This window comes from Pontibacter sp. SGAir0037 (genome assembly GCF_005491705.1).
In the GTDB taxonomy this organism is placed as follows: Bacteria; Bacteroidota; Bacteroidia; order Cytophagales; family Hymenobacteraceae; genus Pontibacter.
On record NZ_CP028092.1, the window covers coordinates 1,866,670 to 1,887,123 of the forward strand.

The following is a 20,454-nucleotide window of genomic DNA, read 5'->3' on the forward strand; positions in this document are numbered from 1 at the left end:
GCACAAAAATCTTAATTTTTTAACGGATAAACAAGAAGCAAAATTATACTTCGTCATGCTCAGCGGTTATCTGAAATGAAACGCAATTCGGCTGTAAGACAATCTACAAATAATATTATTTTCAGGTTACTATCAAGCTTTAATACTGTTTCTGCTACTATTGATTAATTAGTAAAGAAAATTACTTTGCTGAAGAACGTGATCTTTGCCTGGGGTCGGATGCGGGCGTGCTTGAGCGGGAAGGGATTGGCCCTGCCGCGTGTGGGGTGAGGTGTGTGGAATGAAAAAAGGGTTACCCTTTGTGGGGGTAACCCTTCGTGATGTGGTTGGCGGCCACCTACTCTCCCGGGTGTGACCCCAGTACCATCGGCGCAGCCGGGCTTAACTTCTCTGTTCGGGATGGGAAGAGGTGAACACCGGCGCCATAGCCACCATTGCCGTCGCACGGTTGCTGTCCGTGCCTGATGCTGTGGTGTGTCTTTGACCTTGTGGGGGAGAGGGAAAGGGGGGGAAGCGGCGGGCCGTTTCCGGCCTCCTGGAGAACGCGCCCGGGCAATTAGTACCGCTCGGCTTTGCCGTCTCCGGCTTTACACCTGCGGCCTATCGACGTGGTCGTCTCCCACGGCCCTTCAAGGGAGATCTCATCTTGGGGCGGGTTTCGCACTTAGATGCTTTCAGCGCTTATCCCGTCCGAGCGTAGCTACCCTGCGCTGCACCAGGCGGCACAACAGGTCCACCAGAGGCTCGTCCATCCCGGTCCTCTCGTACTAAGGACAGAGCCCCGCAAATCTCCGACGCCCGCAACAGATAGGGACCGAACTGTCTCACGACGTTCTGAACCCAGCTCGCGTGCCACTTTAATCGGCGAACAGCCGAACCCTTGGGACCTTCTCCAGCCCCAGGACGTGACGAGCCGACATCGAGGTGCCAAACCTCCCCGTCGATATGAGCTCTTGGGGGAGATCAGCCTGTTATCCCCAGAGTACCTTTTATCCTTTGAGCGATGGCCCTTCCATGCGGAACCACCGGATCACTATATCCGCCTTTCGGCCCTGCTCGGCTTGTGGGCCTCACAGTCAAGCCCCCTTCTGCTATTGCGCTCTGCGCACGGTTACCAAGCGTGCTGAGGGAACCTTTGAAAGCCTCCGTTATTGTTTTGGAGGCGACCACCCCAGTCAAACTACCCGCCAAGCAATGTCCCGCTCACGCGGTTAGGCTCCAAGCCACTCAAGGGCGGTATTTCAAGGACGGATCCGCGACGCCTGGCGACGCCGCCTCTTCTCCTCCCGCCTATCCTACACATGAGTGACCCAGAGGCAATGCTAAGCTGTAGTGAAGGTTCATGGGGTCTTTCCGTCCCGTTGCGGGTAATCGGCATCTTCACCGATACTACAATTTCACCGAGCTCACGGCTGAGACAGCGCCCAGATCGTTACACCATTCGTGCAGGTCGGAACTTACCCGACAAGGAATTTCGCTACCTTAGGACCGTTATAGTTACGGCCGCCGTTTACCGGGGCTTCGATTCAGAGCTTCGCCTTGCGGCTAACCCCCCCTCTTAACCTTCCGGCACCGGGCAGGTGTCAGGCCTTATACGTCATCTCTCGATTTGGCAAAGCCATGTGTTTTTGTTAAACAGTCGCCTGGGCCTTTTCACTGCGGCTTCTTGCATCGCTGCAAGGAAGCGCCCCTTCTCCCGAAGTTACAGGGCCATTTTGCCGAGTTCCTTGGCCGTGATTCACTCGAGCACCTTAGGATTCTCTCCTCGACCACCTGTGTCGGTTTGCGGTACGGGCGGCGCGCCATTTAAACGCTTAGCGGGTTTTCTAGGGAGCCTGCTTAGGGACGATCTCCGCCCCCGGGGGGTTGGAGTACTTTCCACTTTCGGCTAGCCCGGCGTGCTTGACGACCGGCCCAATACCTACGGTGTTAAACGCACTATTCCGTCAGTGCGCCGTCCTTTCACTTCTCCGTCACCGCATCGCTATGGCGCGCCGGTGCTGGAATATTAACCAGCTGTCCATCGACCTTAGCCTTCGCCTCGGCCTTAGGACCCGACTAACCCTGATCCGATTAGCGTTGATCAGGAAACCTGGGTCTTTCGGTGTGCGGGTTTCTCGCCCGCATTATCGTTACTTATGCCTACATTTGCTTTTCCAAGCACTCCAGCGCCCCTTGCCGGGACGCCTTCGCCGTCCTTGGAATGCTCCCCTACCAGTATGACCCGTGTCATAATCCGCGGCTTCGGCGCCTCGCTTGATGCCCGATTATTATCGATGCCCTGCCGCTCGACCAGTGAGCTGTTACGCACTCTTTAAAGGAATGGCTGCTTCCAAGCCAACCTCCTGGCTGTCCGGGCAGCTGGACCCCCTTTGTTCAACTTAGCGTGGACTTTGGGGCCTTAGCCGGCGGTCTGGGTTCTTTCCCTCTCGGCGCGGGACCTTAGCACCCCGCGCCTCACTGCCGCGTATGTCAAGTGGCATTCGGAGTTCGTCAGGATTCGGTAGGATGTGACTCCCCCTAGTCCTATCGGTAGCTCTACCTCCACATGACTCCACCGCGACGCTGCCCCTAAAGGCATTTCGGGGAGTACGAGCTATTTCTCAGTTTGATTGGCCTTTCACCCCTACCCACAGGTCATCCAAATGCTTTTCAACGCAAACTGGTTCGGACCTCCAGTTGGTTTTACCCAACCTTCATCCTGCCCATGGGTAGATCACAAAGTTTCGCGTCTACCCCCCCTGACTCTGCGCCCTATTCAGACTCGCTTTCGCTGCGGCTCCGCGCCTCCAGACGCTTAACCTTGCCAGGGAGGAGTAACTCGTAGGCTCATTATGCAAAAGGCACGCCGTCACCCCACACAGGGGCTCCGACCGCTTGTAGGCGCACGGTTTCAGGTTCTCTTTCACCCTCCTATTCGGAGTGCTTTTCACCTTTCCCTCACGGTACTGGTTCACTATCGGTCTCTCAGGAGTATTTAGCCTTGGCGGATGGTGCCGCCGGATTCAGGCGGGATTCCTCCGGTCCCGCCCTACTCAGGATTCCACTACGGCCAATCAACTTGCGCTCACGGGGCTATCACCCGCTCCGGCCTGCCTTCCCAGGCAGTTAAGCTTCGTTCATTGGTCCGACGGCGTGGTCCTACAACCCCAGCCCTGCCGTGACAGCGCTGGTTTGGGCTCCTGCGCGTTCGCTCGCCACTACTTGCGCAATCATTGTTATTTTCTCTTCCTCCGGGTACTTAGATGTTTCAGTTCCCCGGGTTCGCCCACCCGAAGGTGTAGTGCATCTTCAATGCACTGGGTTGCCCCATTCGGACACCCGCGGATCAAATCGTATGTGCCGATCCCCGCGGATTTTCGCAGCTTGTCGCGTCCTTCATCGCCTCTGAGAGCCTAGGCATCCCCCGTGCGCCCTTCTCTGCGTTCTCGGCCGCCCCACAAGCGTGGGGGCGGCCCGCCTCTTCTCTTCCGTCCCGGCCCTAAGGCCGGAACGTCCTTCTTTCTCTCTCTCCCATCATGTCAAAGAACTTTCCCCAGGGCACAAGTCCAGAGTCCAGAGCCAAGAGTTGTCTAACCCTTCACCCCGCTCTCTCTCAGGTACCCCAAATAGTAGCCTATGCCTGCTGCATAGGCCGTGATCCGTGTGGAGAATAACGGAGTCGAACCGTTGACCTCCTGCGTGCAAAGCAGGCGCTCTAGCCAGCTGAGCTAATCCCCCGGCTTTTGAGTTAAGCGTTATGAGCTAAGAGCGATTCCTAATTCATCATCCTTAATTCCTAATTCTACTTGCCAGGCTGCGCCTGGCTCGTGGGCCTGCGTGGACTCGAACCACGGACCTCTACATTATCAGTGTAGCGCTCTAACCACCTGAGCTACAAGCCCGCGGCGCGGCCTTGTGCCGCATCCTTCTTTTCCTTTTTGAGGTTTCGCAAGAGACACCCGGCAAACGGGCAAGACGGTCGGAAAAGGGCCCGGAGCCGTCTCTAGAAAGGAGGTGATCCAGCCGCACCTTCCGGTACGGCTACCTTGTTACGACTTAGCCCCAGTTACCAGTTTTACCCTAGACGGCTCCTTTCACGGTCACCGGCTTCAGGTCTCCCTGACTTCCATGGCTTGACGGGCGGTGTGTACAAGGCCCGGGAACGTATTCACCGCGCCGTTGCTGATGCGCGATTACTAGCGATTCCGGCTTCACGGAGTCGAGTTGCAGACTCCGATCCGAACTGAGACGCACTTTTTGAGATTGGCACCCTATCGCTAGGTAGCGACCCTCTGTATGCGCCATTGTAGCACGTGTGTAGCCCTAGGCGTAAGGGCCATGATGACTTGACGTCGTCCCCGCCTTCCTCGCTTCTTGCGAAGGCAGTCCCTTTAGAGTCCCCGGCTTGACCCGCTGGCAACTAAAGGTAGGGGTTGCGCTCGTTGCGGGACTTAACCCAACACCTCACGGCACGAGCTGACGACAGCCATGCAGCACCTTGCTTTGTGCCCCGAAGGGAAGCCCCATCTCTGGGGCCGTCACGCGCATTCTAGCCTAGGTAAGGTTCCTCGCGTATCATCGAATTAAACCACATGCTCCACCGCTTGTGCGGGCCCCCGTCAATTCCTTTGAGTTTCACCCTTGCGGGCGTACTCCCCAGGTGGGTCACTTAACGCTTTCGCTTGGACGCTGGCCGTCTATCGCCAACATCGAGTGACCATCGTTTACGGCGCGGACTACCAGGGTATCTAATCCTGTTCGCTCCCCGCGCTTTCGTGCCTCAGCGTCAGTTGCAGGCACAGCGAGCTGCCTTCGCAATCGGGGTTCTTCATGGTATCTATGCATTTCACCGCTACACCATGAGTTCCGCCCGCCTCTACCGAACTCAAGCCCGCCAGTATCAACGGCAGTTCCGGGGTTGAGCCCCGGGATTTCACCGCTGACTTAGCAGGCCGCCTACGCACCCTTTAAACCCAATAAATCCGGACAACGCTTGCACCCTCCGTATTACCGCGGCTGCTGGCACGGAGTTAGCCGGTGCTTATTCACACGGTACCGTCAGTTACCCCCGCAGGGGCGTTTTCTTCCCGTGTAAAAGCAGTTTACAACCCAGAAGGCCTTCTTCCTGCACGCGGCATGGCTGGGTCAGCCTCGCGGCCATTGCCCAATATTCCCTACTGCTGCCTCCCGTAGGAGTCTGGTCCGTGTCTCAGTACCAGTGTGGGGGACCATCCTCTCAGAACCCCTAGCCATCGTCGCCTTGGTGGTCCGTTACACCGCCAACTAGCTAATGGCACGCATGCCCATCTTCCATCGCCTCAGCTTTAACAGCAGGGTGATGCCACCCCGCTGTCTTATGCGGTATTAATCCACCTTTCGGTGGGCTATCCCCCTATGGAAGGCAGGTTGCATACGCGTTACGCACCCGTGCGCCACTAACCCAGGAACCGAAGCCCCTGGACTCGTTCGACTTGCATGTATTAGGCCTGCCGCTAGCGTTCATCCTGAGCCAGGATCAAACTCTCCATTGTAAAAATTACTTAATGCAGCATCGCTACCGCAAATGTGTTCGTCCGACCCCGAGCCCCTTTGTTTCCGGCGCTACCGCCGGTAGCGCCGCCTTGCCCTGTGTTGCTGTCTGTCTCTTGCAATCTCTCAAAGAACTTGCCGGGAGGACTTCCCCCTCCCGCCTGCGGCAGCCTTCCCTGCCGTGTGATGCACTGTGTCGCTCTCGCTTTGCTGAGCCCCTTTCGTTAAGGGAGTGCAAAGGTAAGGACTTTTTCTCAATCTGCAAGCAAAAGCGAGAAATATTTTTTTCTTTTTTCTGCCCTTCGGCGTCGCAGCCTCCGACCCTCACTCCCGGACCTGCCGTCCGAAGCGGATGCAAAGGTAAGAACCTTTTCCCGCTTTGCAAGCAACCAGGCAACTTTTTATTTTCGGCCTTAGGGCCCTGCAGCCCCTGTTAGCCAAACCGCTCCTGCCGAACGGGGAGGCAAAGGTAGCAATCTTTCCCCGCCCCGCAAGCAGAGAAAGCTTAAAATACTTCCTATTGACGCTCTTTGCTACCTAATACATTCTGTTTCAGAAGTAATAATTTTTCCAGTAAGCACACCAAATGTGGTAACAGCAAAGCCACCAACTGAAGTTCCGCAAAAGAAGCGAATATTTTTACTTCTTCTGGCCTCCCCTGCCTGAGCACATACCAGAGAAAAACGCTAAAAAGTAGAGCATGAGTTCCAGCTGATGATCTTCCTTATAGCGTTAAGATTAATTAGTTTTGTTCAACAAGAAATTGCTCAAAACCCTACCAGGAATAAATTACATGCAGCGAAGGCAGCGAGTGGTATACTAAATCTAGTTTGAAGAAGCAGTAGTAAAAGGGAGCAAACGAACATCTTCTTATATTTGGTAAATTCCAACAGGCAATAGATATAATATATGGATAAGAAAAATCTGCTTAAAACGGAAGCATATATAAATGGGCAATGGGTAAAAGCTAAAAGCGGGAAAACGTTTGATGTAAAAAATCCGGCGACAGGAGAAGTGATTGCCTCTGTAACAGATTTAAACAGAGAAGATGTACGCCATGCTATTGATGCTGCGGATGCTGCATGGCTATCCTTTAAAGAAACGACAGCAAAAGAGCGAGCTACCCTACTCAGGAATTGGTTTAACCTGATGATGGAGCACCAGGAAGAACTGGCTTATATCATGACCATCGAATCAGGAAAGGTTCTTTCTGAAAGTTTAGGAGAAGTAAACTATGCTGCCTCTTTTATAGAATGGTTTGCAGAAGAAGCCAAACGCACTTACGGTGATGTAATTCCTGCTCCGGCAAAAGACAAAAGAATTGTGGTGATTAAGCAGTCAGTGGGTGTAGCAGCCGCTATTACTCCCTGGAATTTTCCTATGGCTATGATCACCCGTAAAGTTGGGCCAGCCCTGGCTGCGGGCAGCCCAGTAGTTGTAAAGCCTCCTCATGAAACACCCTTAACAGCTTTAGCATTGTCTGTTCTGGCGGAAAAAGCGGGATTTCCTCCCGGTGTTTATAATACAGTACCTTCAACAGAAAGCAGCGAAATAGGCAAAGAACTATGTGAAAACCCGAAGGTGCGTAAACTTTCATTCACAGGTTCTACTCCTGTAGGCAAGATTTTGATGAGCCAAAGTGCTTCTACCTTAAAAAAGCTTTCGCTGGAGCTAGGCGGTAACGCTCCCTTTATTGTGTTTGATGACGCCGATCTTGACGCTGCTGTAAAAGGGGCCGTTCAGTCTAAGTTCCGGCATAATGGACAGACCTGCGTTTGTGTAAACAGGATACTGGTGCAGGACAAGGTATACGATGCCTTCGTCGCTAAATTCACCCAGGCTGTATCTGAACTTAAGATTGGGAGCGGACTAGATAAAAATGTACAGTTGGGGCCGCTTATCAGCGAGAAAGCTGTAAAAAAAGTAACAGAACATGTCGAAGATGCTGTTGCTAAAGGAGCAAAGCTGACTTATGGAGGAGAGCCTCTCGAAGGATTGTTTTACAAGCCAACCGTAATAGCCAATGCCACTAAAGACATGCTCATTGCACGTGAAGAGGTTTTTGGACCTGTGGCTCCTGTTTTCAGGTTTCATACAGAAGAAGAAGCTATACAAATGGCAAATGATACCGAGTATGGCCTGGCTTCATACTTCTACAGCAAAGATGTAAACCGTTGCTGGCGTGTAGCAGAGGCTTTAGAATATGGCATGGTTGGTATCAACGAAGGTTTAATTTCAACGGAAGTAGCACCTTTCGGAGGCATAAAAGAATCAGGTTTCGGAAGGGAGGGTTCTAAATACGGCATAGATTATTTTATGGAAATAAAGTACCTGTGCTTTGGTGGCGTTACTTCATAACTGCTAACCGTCTTGCCGATAACCAGATAATGTACTACATAAGAAGCAGCTCCAAACAGGGGTTGCTTTTTTATTACCACTGCTTACGTGGCTTATTCTTCATTATATTTAACATTAAAATAATACCTGCTAAACAATAGTATAATACTGCAGCACTTCATTTGCATAGTTAAGAAAAAACTATGCCTTTAGCTGAAGCTGACATTTGGATTGGTATAAAGAATGGCTCCGAACAGGCATTTCAGGATTTGTTCGATGTGCATTGGCAGCGCTGTTTTGCGCTTTCCTATAAGCTTTTACGCGACAGAGAGGCCGCGGAAGACCTGGTGCAGGATGTTTTTGTAGACCTATGGACGAGAAAAAAGCATCTGCTGATACACAATACAGAGGCATTCCTGACACAAATGGTAAAGAATCGGTCCTTTATCACTTTATCCCGAACCAGGATACCCGAACGCAATCTTCAGCTACTCGAAAGCCTTCTACTGGAAAGTTCACCAGAAGAGAAGCTTATCTGGAACGAAATCAGCATATCGATCGAATCAGCAGTAGAGCAACTCCCACCCCGCTGCAAAGAAGTGTTTGTTTTAAGGAAGTATGAAGGCCTTTCTGTAGATGAAATAGCAGAGAAACTGAACATGTCTATCCGTACGGTGGAGAATCACTTGTACCAAGCGGCTAAGTTCCTTCGGAACAACCTGAATCCTGTTATGCTATTGTTAATACTGAATAAGCTTTTTTAACAAATCCATAATCGTTTTTCACTGAGTACAAAACCCTGTTTTGGATACTTAATTGTGAAAAGCGGCACAAATGAATAAGCAGAAACACTGGCAACAAATCTTCAGGAATTATTTAGAAGGACAGGCAAGTAGCTCTGAAAAGAAACTACTGGATACTTTCTTTGAACAACACAAGCTGGACCACACTACTATCTGGAATGATATAGAGGCATCGCAAGAAGAAGTAAAAAACAACATCCGGAAAAAAATTGCCGCTCGCCTTCCTGCAGAGCCCGCTCAGAAAGTTAGCTGGAGCAAAAATAGATTTATCCGTGCGGCTGCTGCCATAATCACGCTCCTAACGATCAGCAGTGTGCTTTACCTGCAGCTCAAAACACATACGAAAGAGAGCGCTAATGCAGCGACTATAGCCGACACAGTAAAAATAAGTACTGCGCCCGGAGAAAGAAAGCAAATTACCCTACCTGATGGATCTAAAGTTCATCTGAACAGCCAAAGCGAAATTTCCTATAGCAGCAGATTTGGCGAAGCTACACGCCAGGTCGCCTTGTTGGGAGAAGCTTTTTTTGAGGTTAAAAGAGACACCACCAGGCCTTTTGAAGTAATATCCACAAAGCTTACTACCAAGGTACTGGGCACCTCCTTTAATGTTAACTCATACGCTAACAACTATACTGTAACAGTAGCTACAGGAAAAGTAAAAGTGATTGAAAACGAATCAGGACAACAGCATTTCTTTCTATTAAACCCTGCTGAGAAAGCCGTTTTTCGCGATGTAAGTGGCACGTTTGAAAAAACAGAAGCAACAAGCGAGGCTGATTTTAGCTGGACAAAAAACACTCTGGAATTCGATAATCTGCCATTCGAAGATGCCATTGCACGCATTGAGAGGTGGTACGGCATTAAAATTCGATACGACAGGCACCTAAAAAACGCCAACCTCACTGCCCGCTACGAGCAGGAACCTGCAGAAAATGTCCTGAAAAGTATAGCCTTCCTGCAGAACTTCCACTACCAAGTACTACCTGACGGCACTATTCAACTTACAAAAAACTACAAATAAACCATTTAACCTATGTCTCAAAATTTACAGGCTCAAAAAAAGAGTAGCACCAACCGCAGGTGTTCTGCTCTACTGCTAGCTCTCCTGGGGTTTGGTCCAATCTCCGGACATGCCCAGGCAATGCAAACCAAGGCTGTCAACCTCTCGATAGCAGAAGGCAGCATTCAGCAGGTTTTTAAAGAAATAGAGGCAAAAACAGATTACAACTTTGCCTATACACAGGATGTGGCAAGCTTAAACAGGACCTTTTCTCTTAACGGCCACAATAGATCGATCGATGAGGTGCTTCAAACGTTAGCAAAAGAAGGTGATCTTGCTTTTCATAGAGAAAATAACACGATCTCAGTGAGCATAGCCAGCAGCAGCAATGTTAAAAAACAAGATGCTGCAACTGTTTCCGGATTTGTGAAAGACGATGCCGGCCAGCCCCTGCCTGGTGTATCTGTGCACTTAAAAGGAAGCACAACAGGTACCATAACTAATGCTGATGGAAAATTTACACTTAATCTATCTGGAACAACCCAGCCTGTTCTGGTTTTCGCATACCTTGGTTTTAAAACGCGTGAGTTTGTACCTGGCAACGAGCAAAACTTTACGGTAGTCCTTCAAGAAGATACGAAAAGTCTGCAGGAAGTTGTGGTGACGGCGCTGGGCATCAAGAAAGATAAAAAATCAGTGGGCTATGCCGTGCAGGAAGTACAGGGGGAAGATCTGGTAAAAGCGCGCGAAGGTAATATGGTGAGTTCACTTACAGGCAAGGTAGCTGGATTAACTATACGAAATTCTACCGACCTGTTTCAGGATCCCAGCATCAGCCTGCGTGGCAGAAAGCCACTTCTGGTTATAGATGGTGTACCCGATCAGACAGCTGATTTGTGGAAAGTTAATTCAGATGATGTGGAAAGCATTACAGTACTGAAAGGCTCTACCGCCTCTGCCCTTTATGGCTCAATAGGGCGTAACGGTGCTATCATGATTACAACTAAACGAGGGAAAGGCAAAGACCTTAGTGTTGAATTTAACTCTTCTACCATGTTTCAGCCGGGCTTTATCCGTATCCCAGAGGTGCAGACTACTTATGGCAATGGAAATAACGGACGCTATGCCTATGTTAACGGCTCAGGAGGTGGTGTAGAAGGTTCCGGCTGGATATGGGGACCAAAACTAAACCAACCGGACCCAAACACGCCAAGCGGATATTGGGAAACTCCCCAATACAACAGCCCGGTAGATCCTGTTACTGGTCAACGCCAGCCTTTACCCTGGATAGCAAGAGGCAAGGACAATGTAAAGAACTTCTTTGAAACAGGGCTTATATCTACCAACAGTATCAGCATCACAAAAGCATCTGAAAACGGTAGCATAAGAGCAGCGGCTTCACACATCTATCAGGGAGGCATTGTACCTAACACCGATCTGAACAACACTTCTTTTAGCCTTGCAGCCAATTATGCCTTATCGCCTAAGCTGACTTCTGATGTGCGTATCAGCTACAACAGGCAGTATACCGATAACTTTCCGGAAACCGGATACGGACCTACTAATTATCTGTACAACCTGATACTATGGACGGGCCCGGATGTGGATATTCGTGACCTGAGAAATTATTGGGCAGCTGGCCGGGAAGGTGAACAGCAAAGACATTATAACCAATCCTGGTATAATAATCCTTACTTCCAGGCTTACGAGTATGAGAGAGGCTACTACAAGGACAATACCTTTGGTTCAGTTACACTGGACTATAAACTAAGCCCGTCTTTCAGTGCCAAATACCGAACAGGTGTAAATGTTTATGGTCTTACCAGATCTACCAAAGAGCCGAAAAGCTATGTGGGGTATAGCGATATCTCCAGAGGTAACTACTACCTGAGCAACGAGAATTATTTTGATATCATATCAGATATTATCCTTCGCTATGAGCGCAAGGTTTCTGATAACTTCACTATCAGTGCACAGGCGGGAGCAGCCAATAACTATCAAAATCTGAAAAGCCAGAACATCAGCACCGATGGTCTTACCATTCCTGGCTTCTATAACCTGGGCAACTCCGCAAATCCGGTTTTAGGTACCAATACCATAGAAGAGCAGCAGAAAAATAGTATATACGGTGTGGTGGATATGGAAATGTTTGGAGCTTTTTACCTGAGCCTTACAGGCCGGAACGACTGGATTTCAACTTTGCCACTCGTGAACAACTCTTTTTTCTACCCTTCCGTAACTGGATCGCTTGTACTTTCTGATCTGATCACGATGCCTAATACTATTTCTTACATGAAAGTACGTAGCTCCTGGTCACGTGTTTCGGAAGGTAGTTTCAGGTCCTATCCTTACAGCCACATAGCTGCCTACGAAAATGGAGTAAAGTGGAACGGCACCCCTTCCTTATACTATGGTAGCACTTACATTAACCCTAACTTACATCCTGAAACCTCTGACGCTTGGGAGGCAGGCCTGGAAGTAAATCTGCTAAAGAACAGGCTGGGCTTCGATGTTACTTATTACCAGGCGAAAGACTATAATATCATTAACGAGATTCCTGTTTCCTCTACCAGTGGCTATAGTTATCGGTTAGAAAACGGTAACGTGTACCAGCGAAAAGGCATTGAACTGGTAGCTCGGGCAACACCCATTGCTGCTAATAAATTTACCTGGAATGTAGCAGCCAACTTCAGCCAATACCGCAGACAATTGAAAGAAATTTTCGGCGGTTCCGAAGAACTTAACAGATTAAAGCCAGGCGACAGAACAGATAAAATATTTGCTACTGTTTATGAAACAGATCCGCAGGGCAACATCATCTATAACAGCAACGGATATCCTAAAAATGATCCTTTCTCCCGTTTTGTAGGATACGACGAACCAGACTGGGTATACGGAGTTGAGAACAGCTTTAAATATGGCAACTTTGGCTTGAGGTTTCAGGTGGATGGCCGCATCGGCGGGCTACTTTATTCTACTACAAATCAAAAAATGTGGTGGGGAGGCACGCATCCGGGTACAGTGAACCAGTTCAGGGATCAAGCTAATGCAGGAGAAGCTACTTTTGTAGGAGAAGGCGTAGTAGTAGTTGGCGGAGATGTGAAATACGACAGCAAGGGTAATATTGTAGAAGACACCCGTGTTTTCGCTCCCAATACCAAAAATGTAAGCTACATCAATTACATGATTAATACCAGCAATGCGCATAATCACAATTACCACTACTACGACGAAACATTCCTGAAACTGCGCGAAGTGACACTGACGTATGATCTGCCTGCACAACTGCTGCAGCGGATACCTGTCAGAGCGGCTTCACTTTCATTTGTAGGGCGCAACCTGCTGCTGTGGTCTAAACTACCTAATGTAGATCCTGATTCAGGAGTAGACAACCTGCAAACACCATCTACTCGCAGCATGGGCTTTAACCTTAATCTTAAGTTTTAATTCCTGACATCATCATGAAAAAGATACAGTACATTATTCTATTAGTTATAGCCAGCTGCATATCTGCCTGCAGCAGCTTTGAGGAAATGCAGCTAGACCCGAACAGAACTACTCAGGCCTCTCCTGCCCTGCTCCTCACCAACATAGAAACCAAAGCGTTTAATGAGGTGCAGCTCTCTGCCGGGCTTGCCTCCAGGTACCTGGTATATACCGATGGCGTTTCTCTAAACCAATACTACGGCTGGCAAAGAAGTTCTTACCAAAGCTACGACCATTTAAGGCAGGTAGTAAAGCTGGAACAAGAGGCGCAGCGAACGAACCAACCTGTTTATGGTGCACTGGCTAAATTCTTCCGTTCATACTTTGCCATCGGCCTTACACAAACTTTTGGCGATATCCCATATACCGAATCCTTAAAAGGGGATGAAGGTATGTTTACACCTGCATATGATAAACAGGAGGATATTTACCTAAGCGTGCTGGAAGAGCTGAAAGAAGCAAACCAAATGCTGGCTACAACGCAGGAGAGTATTACCGGAGACGTCGTTTACAAAGGAGACCTCAAGAAATGGCAAAAGCTCGTGAACTCCTTTACGCTACGGGTGCTCATCAACCTGTCGCACAAAGAAAGAAATACGAAGCTAGGGGTTAAGCAACGCTTCCAGGAGATTGTAAACGATCCTGCCAAATTTCCCATCTTTACCTCCAATGCCGATAATGCCAGCTTAACATTCTACGATCTGGAAAGCAACCGCTATCCTTATTTCAACAACAATGATATGAAAACGGCATATTATATGGATGAAACCTTCGTAGCTTTACTTCAAAATCTGCAGGACCCGCGCTTGCCAAAATTTGCTGATCCGGCTCCCAAAGCTGCTAACCTTCCTGCAGAAAACTTAGCAGCCTACGGCGGTGTGAAAGGCAGCGAAACCTTAGATGTAAACAAAGCACGGGTGGTAGCCGGAGAGGCCTCTAAAATTGCCTCGCGCTACTACAGCAGCCCAACCAACGAACCAAGTATTGCGATTGGTTATGCCGAAGTGCAGTTTATTCTGGCCGAAGCAGCCGCAAAAGGGTGGGTAAACGCCAATGCAGAAGAGCACTATAAAAAAGGCATTGAAGCATCTATGCTTTTTTATAATATTCCAACAGCTGCCATTGCTGCATACCTTAATCAGCCTGAAGTACAGCTATCAGCCGGAAATAAATTAGCAACTATTTTAACTCAGAAATACATTTCCTTTTTCATGAACTCAGGCTGGCAACCTTTTTATGAGCAGCGTCGCACAGGCCTGCCCGCCTTCGATGTGAGTGGAGACGGAGCCTTAAACCAAAAAAGAATTCCTAAACGCTGGATGTACCCTGAAAGTGAGTTTAACCTGAACAGGCCACACGTAGAAGCAGCCATTGCCCGTCAATATCCCGATGGCGATAACATCAACAGTATTATGTGGATTTTAAAAGAGGAATAACCATGAATTTTTATCTCAAACAATTTAAGAATATATCCTTGTTTCTCTTGCTGCTACTATCCGTTTCGGCAATTGCGCAGTCAAGGGTTAAAAAAACTGTTTTTGTCATAGTAGATGGTATTCCTGCTGATGTGCTGGAAAAGCAGCCAACACCTCACTTAGATAAAATTTCGTCTGTTGGGGGATATACAAGGGCCTATGTAGGAGGCGAAAAAGATGGTTATTCCCAAACACCCACTATTTCTGCGGTAGGGTATAACAGCTTGCTTACCGGCACCTGGGTGAACAAGCACAATGTATGGGGGAACGATATCAAAGAGCCGAACTACCACTACCCTACCATTTTCAGATACTTGAAAACACAGTACCCGGAAAAGAAAACGGCGGTGTTTTCCAGCTGGCTCGATAACCGCACTAAGTTAGTAGGCGATGGTTTGGCAGAAACAGGGCATTTAAAAGTAGATTATGCAGTGGATGGATTAGAGCTGGATACAATGAAGTTTCCGCATGATAAGGGCAGGCTGTTTATGCACCATATCGACGAGCATGTGACAAACGAAGCAGCAAAACATATCAGAACCAATGCACCTGATCTTTCATGGGTTTACCTCGAGTATCCCGACGACATGGGGCACTACTATGGTGATAGCGAGCAACTTTATAAAGCAGTACAACTAGCCGATGCCCAGATAGGCAGGCTATGGGAAGCAATAGAAGAAAGGCAGAAGCAGCATCAGGAGGACTGGCTGATTGTGATTACAACGGACCACGGGCGTGACAGCAAAAGCGGCAGGCACCATGGCGGCCAAACAGAAAGAGAAAGAACCACCTGGATGGTTACCAATGCCTCGGGTCTGAATACAGCTTTTACTCAAACGCCCGGCATTGTAGACATTATGCCTAGTATAGCGCGTTTTATGGATGTTCAGCTACCGCGCGAAACACAAATGGAAATAGACGGAACACCCTTTATAGGTAAAATCTCTCTTATACAACCTGCAGCTACCCTGGATAAAGGCATGCTTCAGTTAAACTGGAAAGCACTGGAAAAGCAAGGCAAGGTAAAGGTATGGGTAAGCACTACCAACCATTTTAAAACAGGAGGCAAAGATTTCTATAAACTTATTAAAACTGTATCGCTGAAAGATGAAAAAGCTAGTATAGCTTTAGCTGATTTGCCATCTGATTATTACAAAATTGTTTTAGAAGCTCCTCACAACATGGCCAATAAGTGGGTGGTACTAAAGCAGTAGTCATGCTTTTTCTAACAAAAAAGGGCTGCCATACGGCAGCCCTTTTTTATTGGAAGATTTAGCTATTTTTACACCTTTAAAAAACAGCATGAGAAATAAGCAAACTATAACCGCTCTGTATGATAACATACTGCCTGTTCTGGCTAAACACCTGCACCAGAACCTGGCAGAAATTGTTCCTTTATTTCACGACTTTAGCCTGGAGCGGGTACTTGATACCTGGACGAGAGGCACAGACCTAGGAGCAACAGAACAAATCAGTATAGAAAACGGCAACATACAACTGCTGGGTGTGCGCCTGAAACTGGAGGGATTTCAGAGAGCAGGAATTGCTGCTTTCGATCTGGAAAAAGAGCTGCTTTTTAAGCTGCACCCTTACAGCTACGAAGTCGGGCCAGACAAAAACAAGGTTTGGCTAGAGAAAACATATGAGCAGCCCTGGGACAACCTGGAGTATCAATCTGTTTCACGCCAGTGGTGTGACGAGCTGATTGAGACGCTAACTCAGAAGCTGGAAAGCCTGACCTAGAACTGCTCTTTTTCCGGCTATACTCTCTGCATCTTTATCGGCATTACTTTGCCTTTCTTGCGGCTTTCTTCCGCCATAAAGCCCATGATATGACTTTCGATAGATTCGTCTATAGTTGAAGTCAGTAAATTCGGATCCTGCTGAGAAACGGCCTGCACAAAATCTTTCACCAAAAGCCAGTCGCCTCCTCCGTGTCCACTGTTTTTGTAACCTTCCACATCTTCAGCCTGAGGTATAAATTTGGTGGATTCACGGGTGCGGAAGTCCGTTACCACCAGTTCTTTCATATCACCCACCATATCGCCCATAGAACCCATTACACGGGTGCGACGGCCGTGGTAAGAGGTAAACGCTTCCATAGAAAAGCTGGCTGTAACATTATCGTCGAACATGATGCTGGTGATGTAGTGATCGGGCTGGTCGTTTTCCATGCGATACACACATCGACCATAGTTGGTGGTGCGCAAACGCTCCATTATCACCTCGCTGTGCTTGCTTTTATCGGCAGGCAAATCTAGTACTTTGTTGCGTGTGCGGCGTTCATGGTACTCTTTGATGGCTGAATAAGGACACTCCCGCTCCACTTTACAACCGTCAGTGCAACGGGCAGTGCTACCTTCAGGAGCATTCTCCTTACGGAACCACTTCAGGTCGCCCATGGCCACAATCTGTTTGCTTTGCTTGTTAATTACCCATTTAACGATGTCGAGATCGTGGCAAGACTTTGCCAGAATGATGGGAGTAGTTGCTTTGGAATCGTACCAGTTGCCGCGCACATAAGAATGGGCCATGTGCGTGTGCTCTATCGGCTCGAAATGCTGCACACTGATCACTTCCCCAATAGCACCCTGTGCCACCAGTTCCTTCATCTTCACAAAGTATGGTGCGTATCGCAAAACGTGGCAAACGGCTACAATTCTCCCTGTTTTCTTGGCAAGGGCAAGTATATCGCGGCACTCTTTCTCGGTGGGAGCAATAGGTTTCTCCAGCAGAATATCGTAGCCCATCTGCAGCGCCTTCATACAGGGAGCATAGTGCATATAATCTGGTGTAGAGATGATAATTGCATCAGCAAACTTTGGCTTATCGAACACTCGCTCCCATGTATCGAATCTGTGCTCATCAGGGATGGAATGTGTTTTTGCATAAAGGTCGTTGCGGAACTCTACAGGTTCTGCCACGCCAACAATCTTCATCTGATCTGGAAACTTTGCCGCAAAATTACCATAAACCGTACCTCTGTTACCTGCCCCTAAAGTGATGGCTGTTATGGGTTTCGCCATTGGCTTGTGCAGCGGGTTAGCAGGTATTTGATACCCGTAGCTATTCTCTCCGAGTTTAGCCAATGCCTCTGTGCTGATAACTGCGGCCCCAATGCTAAGGCCCAATGATTTGAGTAGATTTCTACGATTCATGGCAATATAATTTTATATAAAACGACACAAGGATCATTATACATGACCTTCTTTTACTTGGATGTATAACCGGAACAGACTCTTCGTACTACTTCATTTCAGTGCTCCACCCACCTAGTTCATAAAGTATATCCTCCCCTTGAGGACAAGCAAGAACGAGAGTTCATAGCTTGCCAGTGCAGCTCAAGAGAGGGGTGTTTACATTTGCTGGTTTTTAAATTGCTATTGCTTTTACCACTTCGTCTGCTTTTAACACCCCTCTTGGCTTTGCCTGCAACTCTAAAGCTCTCGCTTTAGGTTGTCCTCGAAGGGAAATCCAGCAGTCATAACTTACTTAAAAAAATAATCAAGAACAGCAATAGCTTTACTGCGCTCGATAACCGTTTTTAATACGTTGGTTATACTTGCGGTACATGCCACTGGCAACTACTACCGCATCACCTTCTGTTTTGTCTCGGTAACTCTCGTGGCTGTTCACCCACTGCCATTCCCAATTCTTGATCTTTTCAGTAAAACCCTTCTGATCTACCTCCTGCCCTTTCTCCATCTGGCTTACTACATAATCGAAATACTGCTGCCAGCGTGGTTTGTAATAGCCGTTCAGCAAGCCTGACCATTGCCTGTTTGCGTATTCACTTAGTTTGTTGTCTTTGTTGCCCCATAGGGTGAGCAGGTTGCGGGCATTCTTTTCGTAAAGCTTTTTCTCTTCATCTGTCGTTCCCCAGGCTTTGGCTGCATTCAGCCATCGGCCCAACAAAAAGTCTTTCTGCGTTGCCAGCAGTTTATCCATATCATCTATTAAAGAGATAAATTCTGCACTATGTAGTTTAAAGGCAGCGAGATCTTTGTTTTTAAAGTCCTGTGCAAACTGCTGTTGCTTTACAGTGGCATAGTTGGCCATTACCTGCCGGGTAAGGTCAACGAGATCAAACCGGTAACCTTCGCTGTTTTGCAGCTCCTCTGAAGCAGCTATCAGGTGATCCCAGGCTTTCACCAGCTCCAGCGGCTCATACGTTAAGGTAGTCGTAACGCCACCGGTATTTTTATTGAAGGTCGGCCTGCCCACTATAATGGATTCGGGTCCGCCTGAGGTAAGGGTGTCGGCGTATACTGTACGACGCAATATTTCCCATGCTTTGCTGGCACTGGCATTTTCGCGGCCATAGCGGCGTTTGGTATAGCCTTCCAGCCACGACTCAAGTTCAATCGGTGTTTCGCGCCAGGCATTTTCCATCATCAGCTCGTACACCACAGGGTTCTGCTCGATGGCTTCAGGCGTTAAACCGATACCTATCATTTTTCCTTTTTCAGGATGATGCAGGGCTTCAGAAGGCCAGGTAGCTACTCTGTCCATCAGGCCATACATGTTCACGTTACCGCCGAAATTATGCAGCATGTTCCAGATCCAGGGCTTGCCATAGTAGGCATTCGTTTTCAGCCACATCGGGTTCTTCTCACTCCACAGGTCCAGGATAATCATTTTATCATCAGGCACCGCGTGCAGCATCGCCTGTATCTGCCGAGGCTTCCAGAAATCGCGGGAGAAATGGAAGAGCCAGCCTTGCATAACCCAGACGGCCTCCGGGTCGGCTGCCGCCATAGACTGGTATACCTTCTGACTCACATTGTTCAGGAAAACAGAATCATCGGAAGGAGGTCTGTTCTCATTAAAAGTGTCAGAAGTATAGAGGTGGTCGGTGCCATATGTGGCGATTGTCTCTTCTATGAATTTCTTTCCTATCTCCACAAACATCGGATCGTCGGGGTCGAGCAAGTGCACATCAGGGAAGCTCACCCAATTTGTTTTCTTAAGATTTGCCTGCGGAAACTTTTCCTTGAAAGCAGGAGGAACGTGCCCTGTAAAGGCAGGCAGTATTGGTGTCATGCCCAGGCCTCTTTGCCGTTCCAGTATTTGCTTCTGCAAGGCTTCGTGGCTTTCCATCCAGCTAACGGGCAGCGGACCTCCCCAGCCATCCAGATTGCCCATCCAGAACCAGCTAAAGTAGGCAGGACCGCTAAAGAAACTTTCCAGGTCTTTGTCGGTAAGGCCCATACTATTATACACCCGGCGATGGATCGCATTCTGGCCCGTGATGGACAAAGGCATGTTGATGCCGTTCATCGCCATCCAGTCTATCTCCCACTGCCAGCGGTCCCAGTCCCACCAGCTCATGGTATAGTTGTAGGTGCAATAGTTCAGGTAGTAGCGGTACTTATAGGGGCTTACATGCCGCACCTTTTGCGCTACAACAGGTAGTGTATCCGATAGATTCAGGTTAAAGCCGTTCCACGTGATGCTGCTGTTCGTATAGTACTTCAGGTAATGGTTCAAAGCACTGGCTACCGAAATACCGTTGTTTCCACGCAATACAATTTTGCCATCACGGCTCTCCACTTCGTACACATCCTTGCCGGCTTCCTTTGGTATAAATTCAACTGTAAAATGCCTGGCATGCGTCGGCACTACCCGTTTAATCAGTCCATAAACAGCTTCAGCATTTGCAGCTGATCGGGCAACAGCAGTTGCTGCCGGACTTTCAGCTGTTGTTGCGGTCTTTTTCGGAACAGCACAGGAGGTGCCGAGCAGCATAAACAGCAGCAGCGCTCCGACAGTACGTTGTAAGCTATGTTTTCTTGTTGGCTTCATATAGGTAATCATAGATTTTTTAGGGCTTTATGCC

The 20,454-nt window shown here is 48.5% G+C and carries 9 protein-coding genes, 2 tRNA genes and 3 rRNA genes; 7 read left to right on the forward strand and 7 right to left on the reverse strand.

Translation table 11 applies throughout. The features are described 5' to 3' along the window. Positions 1-324 precede the first annotated feature (324 nt). From rrf to C1N53_RS07710, 5 genes are all read right to left on the reverse strand, one after another. Positions 325-436, reverse strand: a 5S ribosomal RNA gene (gene rrf, locus C1N53_RS07690). 100 nt (positions 437-536) lie between these two features. After that, positions 537-3,430, reverse strand: a 23S ribosomal RNA gene (locus C1N53_RS07695). 216 nt (positions 3,431-3,646) lie between these two features. After that, positions 3,647-3,720, reverse strand: a tRNA-Ala gene (locus C1N53_RS07700). A 90-nt stretch (positions 3,721-3,810) separates the two neighbouring features. After that, a tRNA-Ile gene (locus C1N53_RS07705) sits at positions 3,811-3,884 on the reverse strand. Between the two features lie 105 nt (positions 3,885-3,989). Beyond that, positions 3,990-5,513 (reverse strand): 16S ribosomal RNA (locus tag C1N53_RS07710). Together the 16S, 23S and 5S rRNA genes with 2 tRNA genes alongside form the textbook arrangement of a ribosomal RNA operon. A gap of 907 nt (positions 5,514-6,420) precedes the next feature. Here C1N53_RS07710 and C1N53_RS07715 point away from each other — a divergent pair. The 7 genes from C1N53_RS07715 (at position 6,421) to C1N53_RS07745 (ending at position 16,358) form a co-directional block, all read left to right on the forward strand. Next, positions 6,421-7,869 (forward strand): NAD-dependent succinate-semialdehyde dehydrogenase, encoded by a 1,449-nt coding sequence (locus tag C1N53_RS07715; protein WP_137758753.1) that lies wholly within the window; start codon positions 6,421-6,423, stop codon positions 7,867-7,869. 182 nt (positions 7,870-8,051) lie between these two features. Next, positions 8,052-8,612, forward strand: a complete 561-nt coding sequence (locus C1N53_RS07720; RefSeq protein ID WP_137758754.1) for an RNA polymerase sigma factor — start codon at positions 8,052-8,054, stop codon at positions 8,610-8,612. 70 nt (positions 8,613-8,682) lie between these two features. Then, positions 8,683-9,675 (forward strand): FecR family protein, encoded by a 993-nt coding sequence (locus C1N53_RS07725; protein ID WP_137758755.1) that lies wholly within the window; start codon positions 8,683-8,685, stop codon positions 9,673-9,675. Between the two features lie 12 nt (positions 9,676-9,687). After that, positions 9,688-13,101, forward strand: a complete 3,414-nt coding sequence (locus tag C1N53_RS07730; RefSeq protein WP_137758756.1) for a SusC/RagA family TonB-linked outer membrane protein — start codon at positions 9,688-9,690, stop codon at positions 13,099-13,101. Between the two features lie 14 nt (positions 13,102-13,115). Beyond that, positions 13,116-14,576, forward strand: a complete 1,461-nt coding sequence (locus C1N53_RS07735; RefSeq protein WP_137758757.1) for a SusD/RagB family nutrient-binding outer membrane lipoprotein — start codon at positions 13,116-13,118, stop codon at positions 14,574-14,576. Positions 14,577-14,578: 2 nt separating this feature from the next. After that, complete coding sequence (locus C1N53_RS07740) at positions 14,579-15,829, forward strand: alkaline phosphatase family protein (RefSeq protein ID WP_137758758.1); 1,251 nt, start codon at positions 14,579-14,581, stop codon at positions 15,827-15,829. Between the two features lie 88 nt (positions 15,830-15,917). After that, entirely contained in the window at positions 15,918-16,358 is a 441-nt protein-coding gene (locus C1N53_RS07745) for a hypothetical protein (RefSeq protein ID WP_137758759.1), read from the forward strand. Between the two features lie 17 nt (positions 16,359-16,375). On the opposite strand, the gene C1N53_RS07750 is transcribed toward C1N53_RS07745, so the two are convergent. Then, entirely contained in the window at positions 16,376-17,773 is a 1,398-nt protein-coding gene (locus C1N53_RS07750) for a Gfo/Idh/MocA family protein (RefSeq protein ID WP_137758760.1), read from the reverse strand. 364 nt (positions 17,774-18,137) lie between these two features. Next, positions 18,138-20,420: an alpha-N-acetylglucosaminidase gene (locus tag C1N53_RS07755; RefSeq protein ID WP_240773428.1), complete on the reverse strand. Its 2,283-nt coding sequence runs from the start codon at positions 20,418-20,420 to the stop codon at positions 18,138-18,140. Between the last annotated feature and the right edge of the window lie 34 nt (positions 20,421-20,454).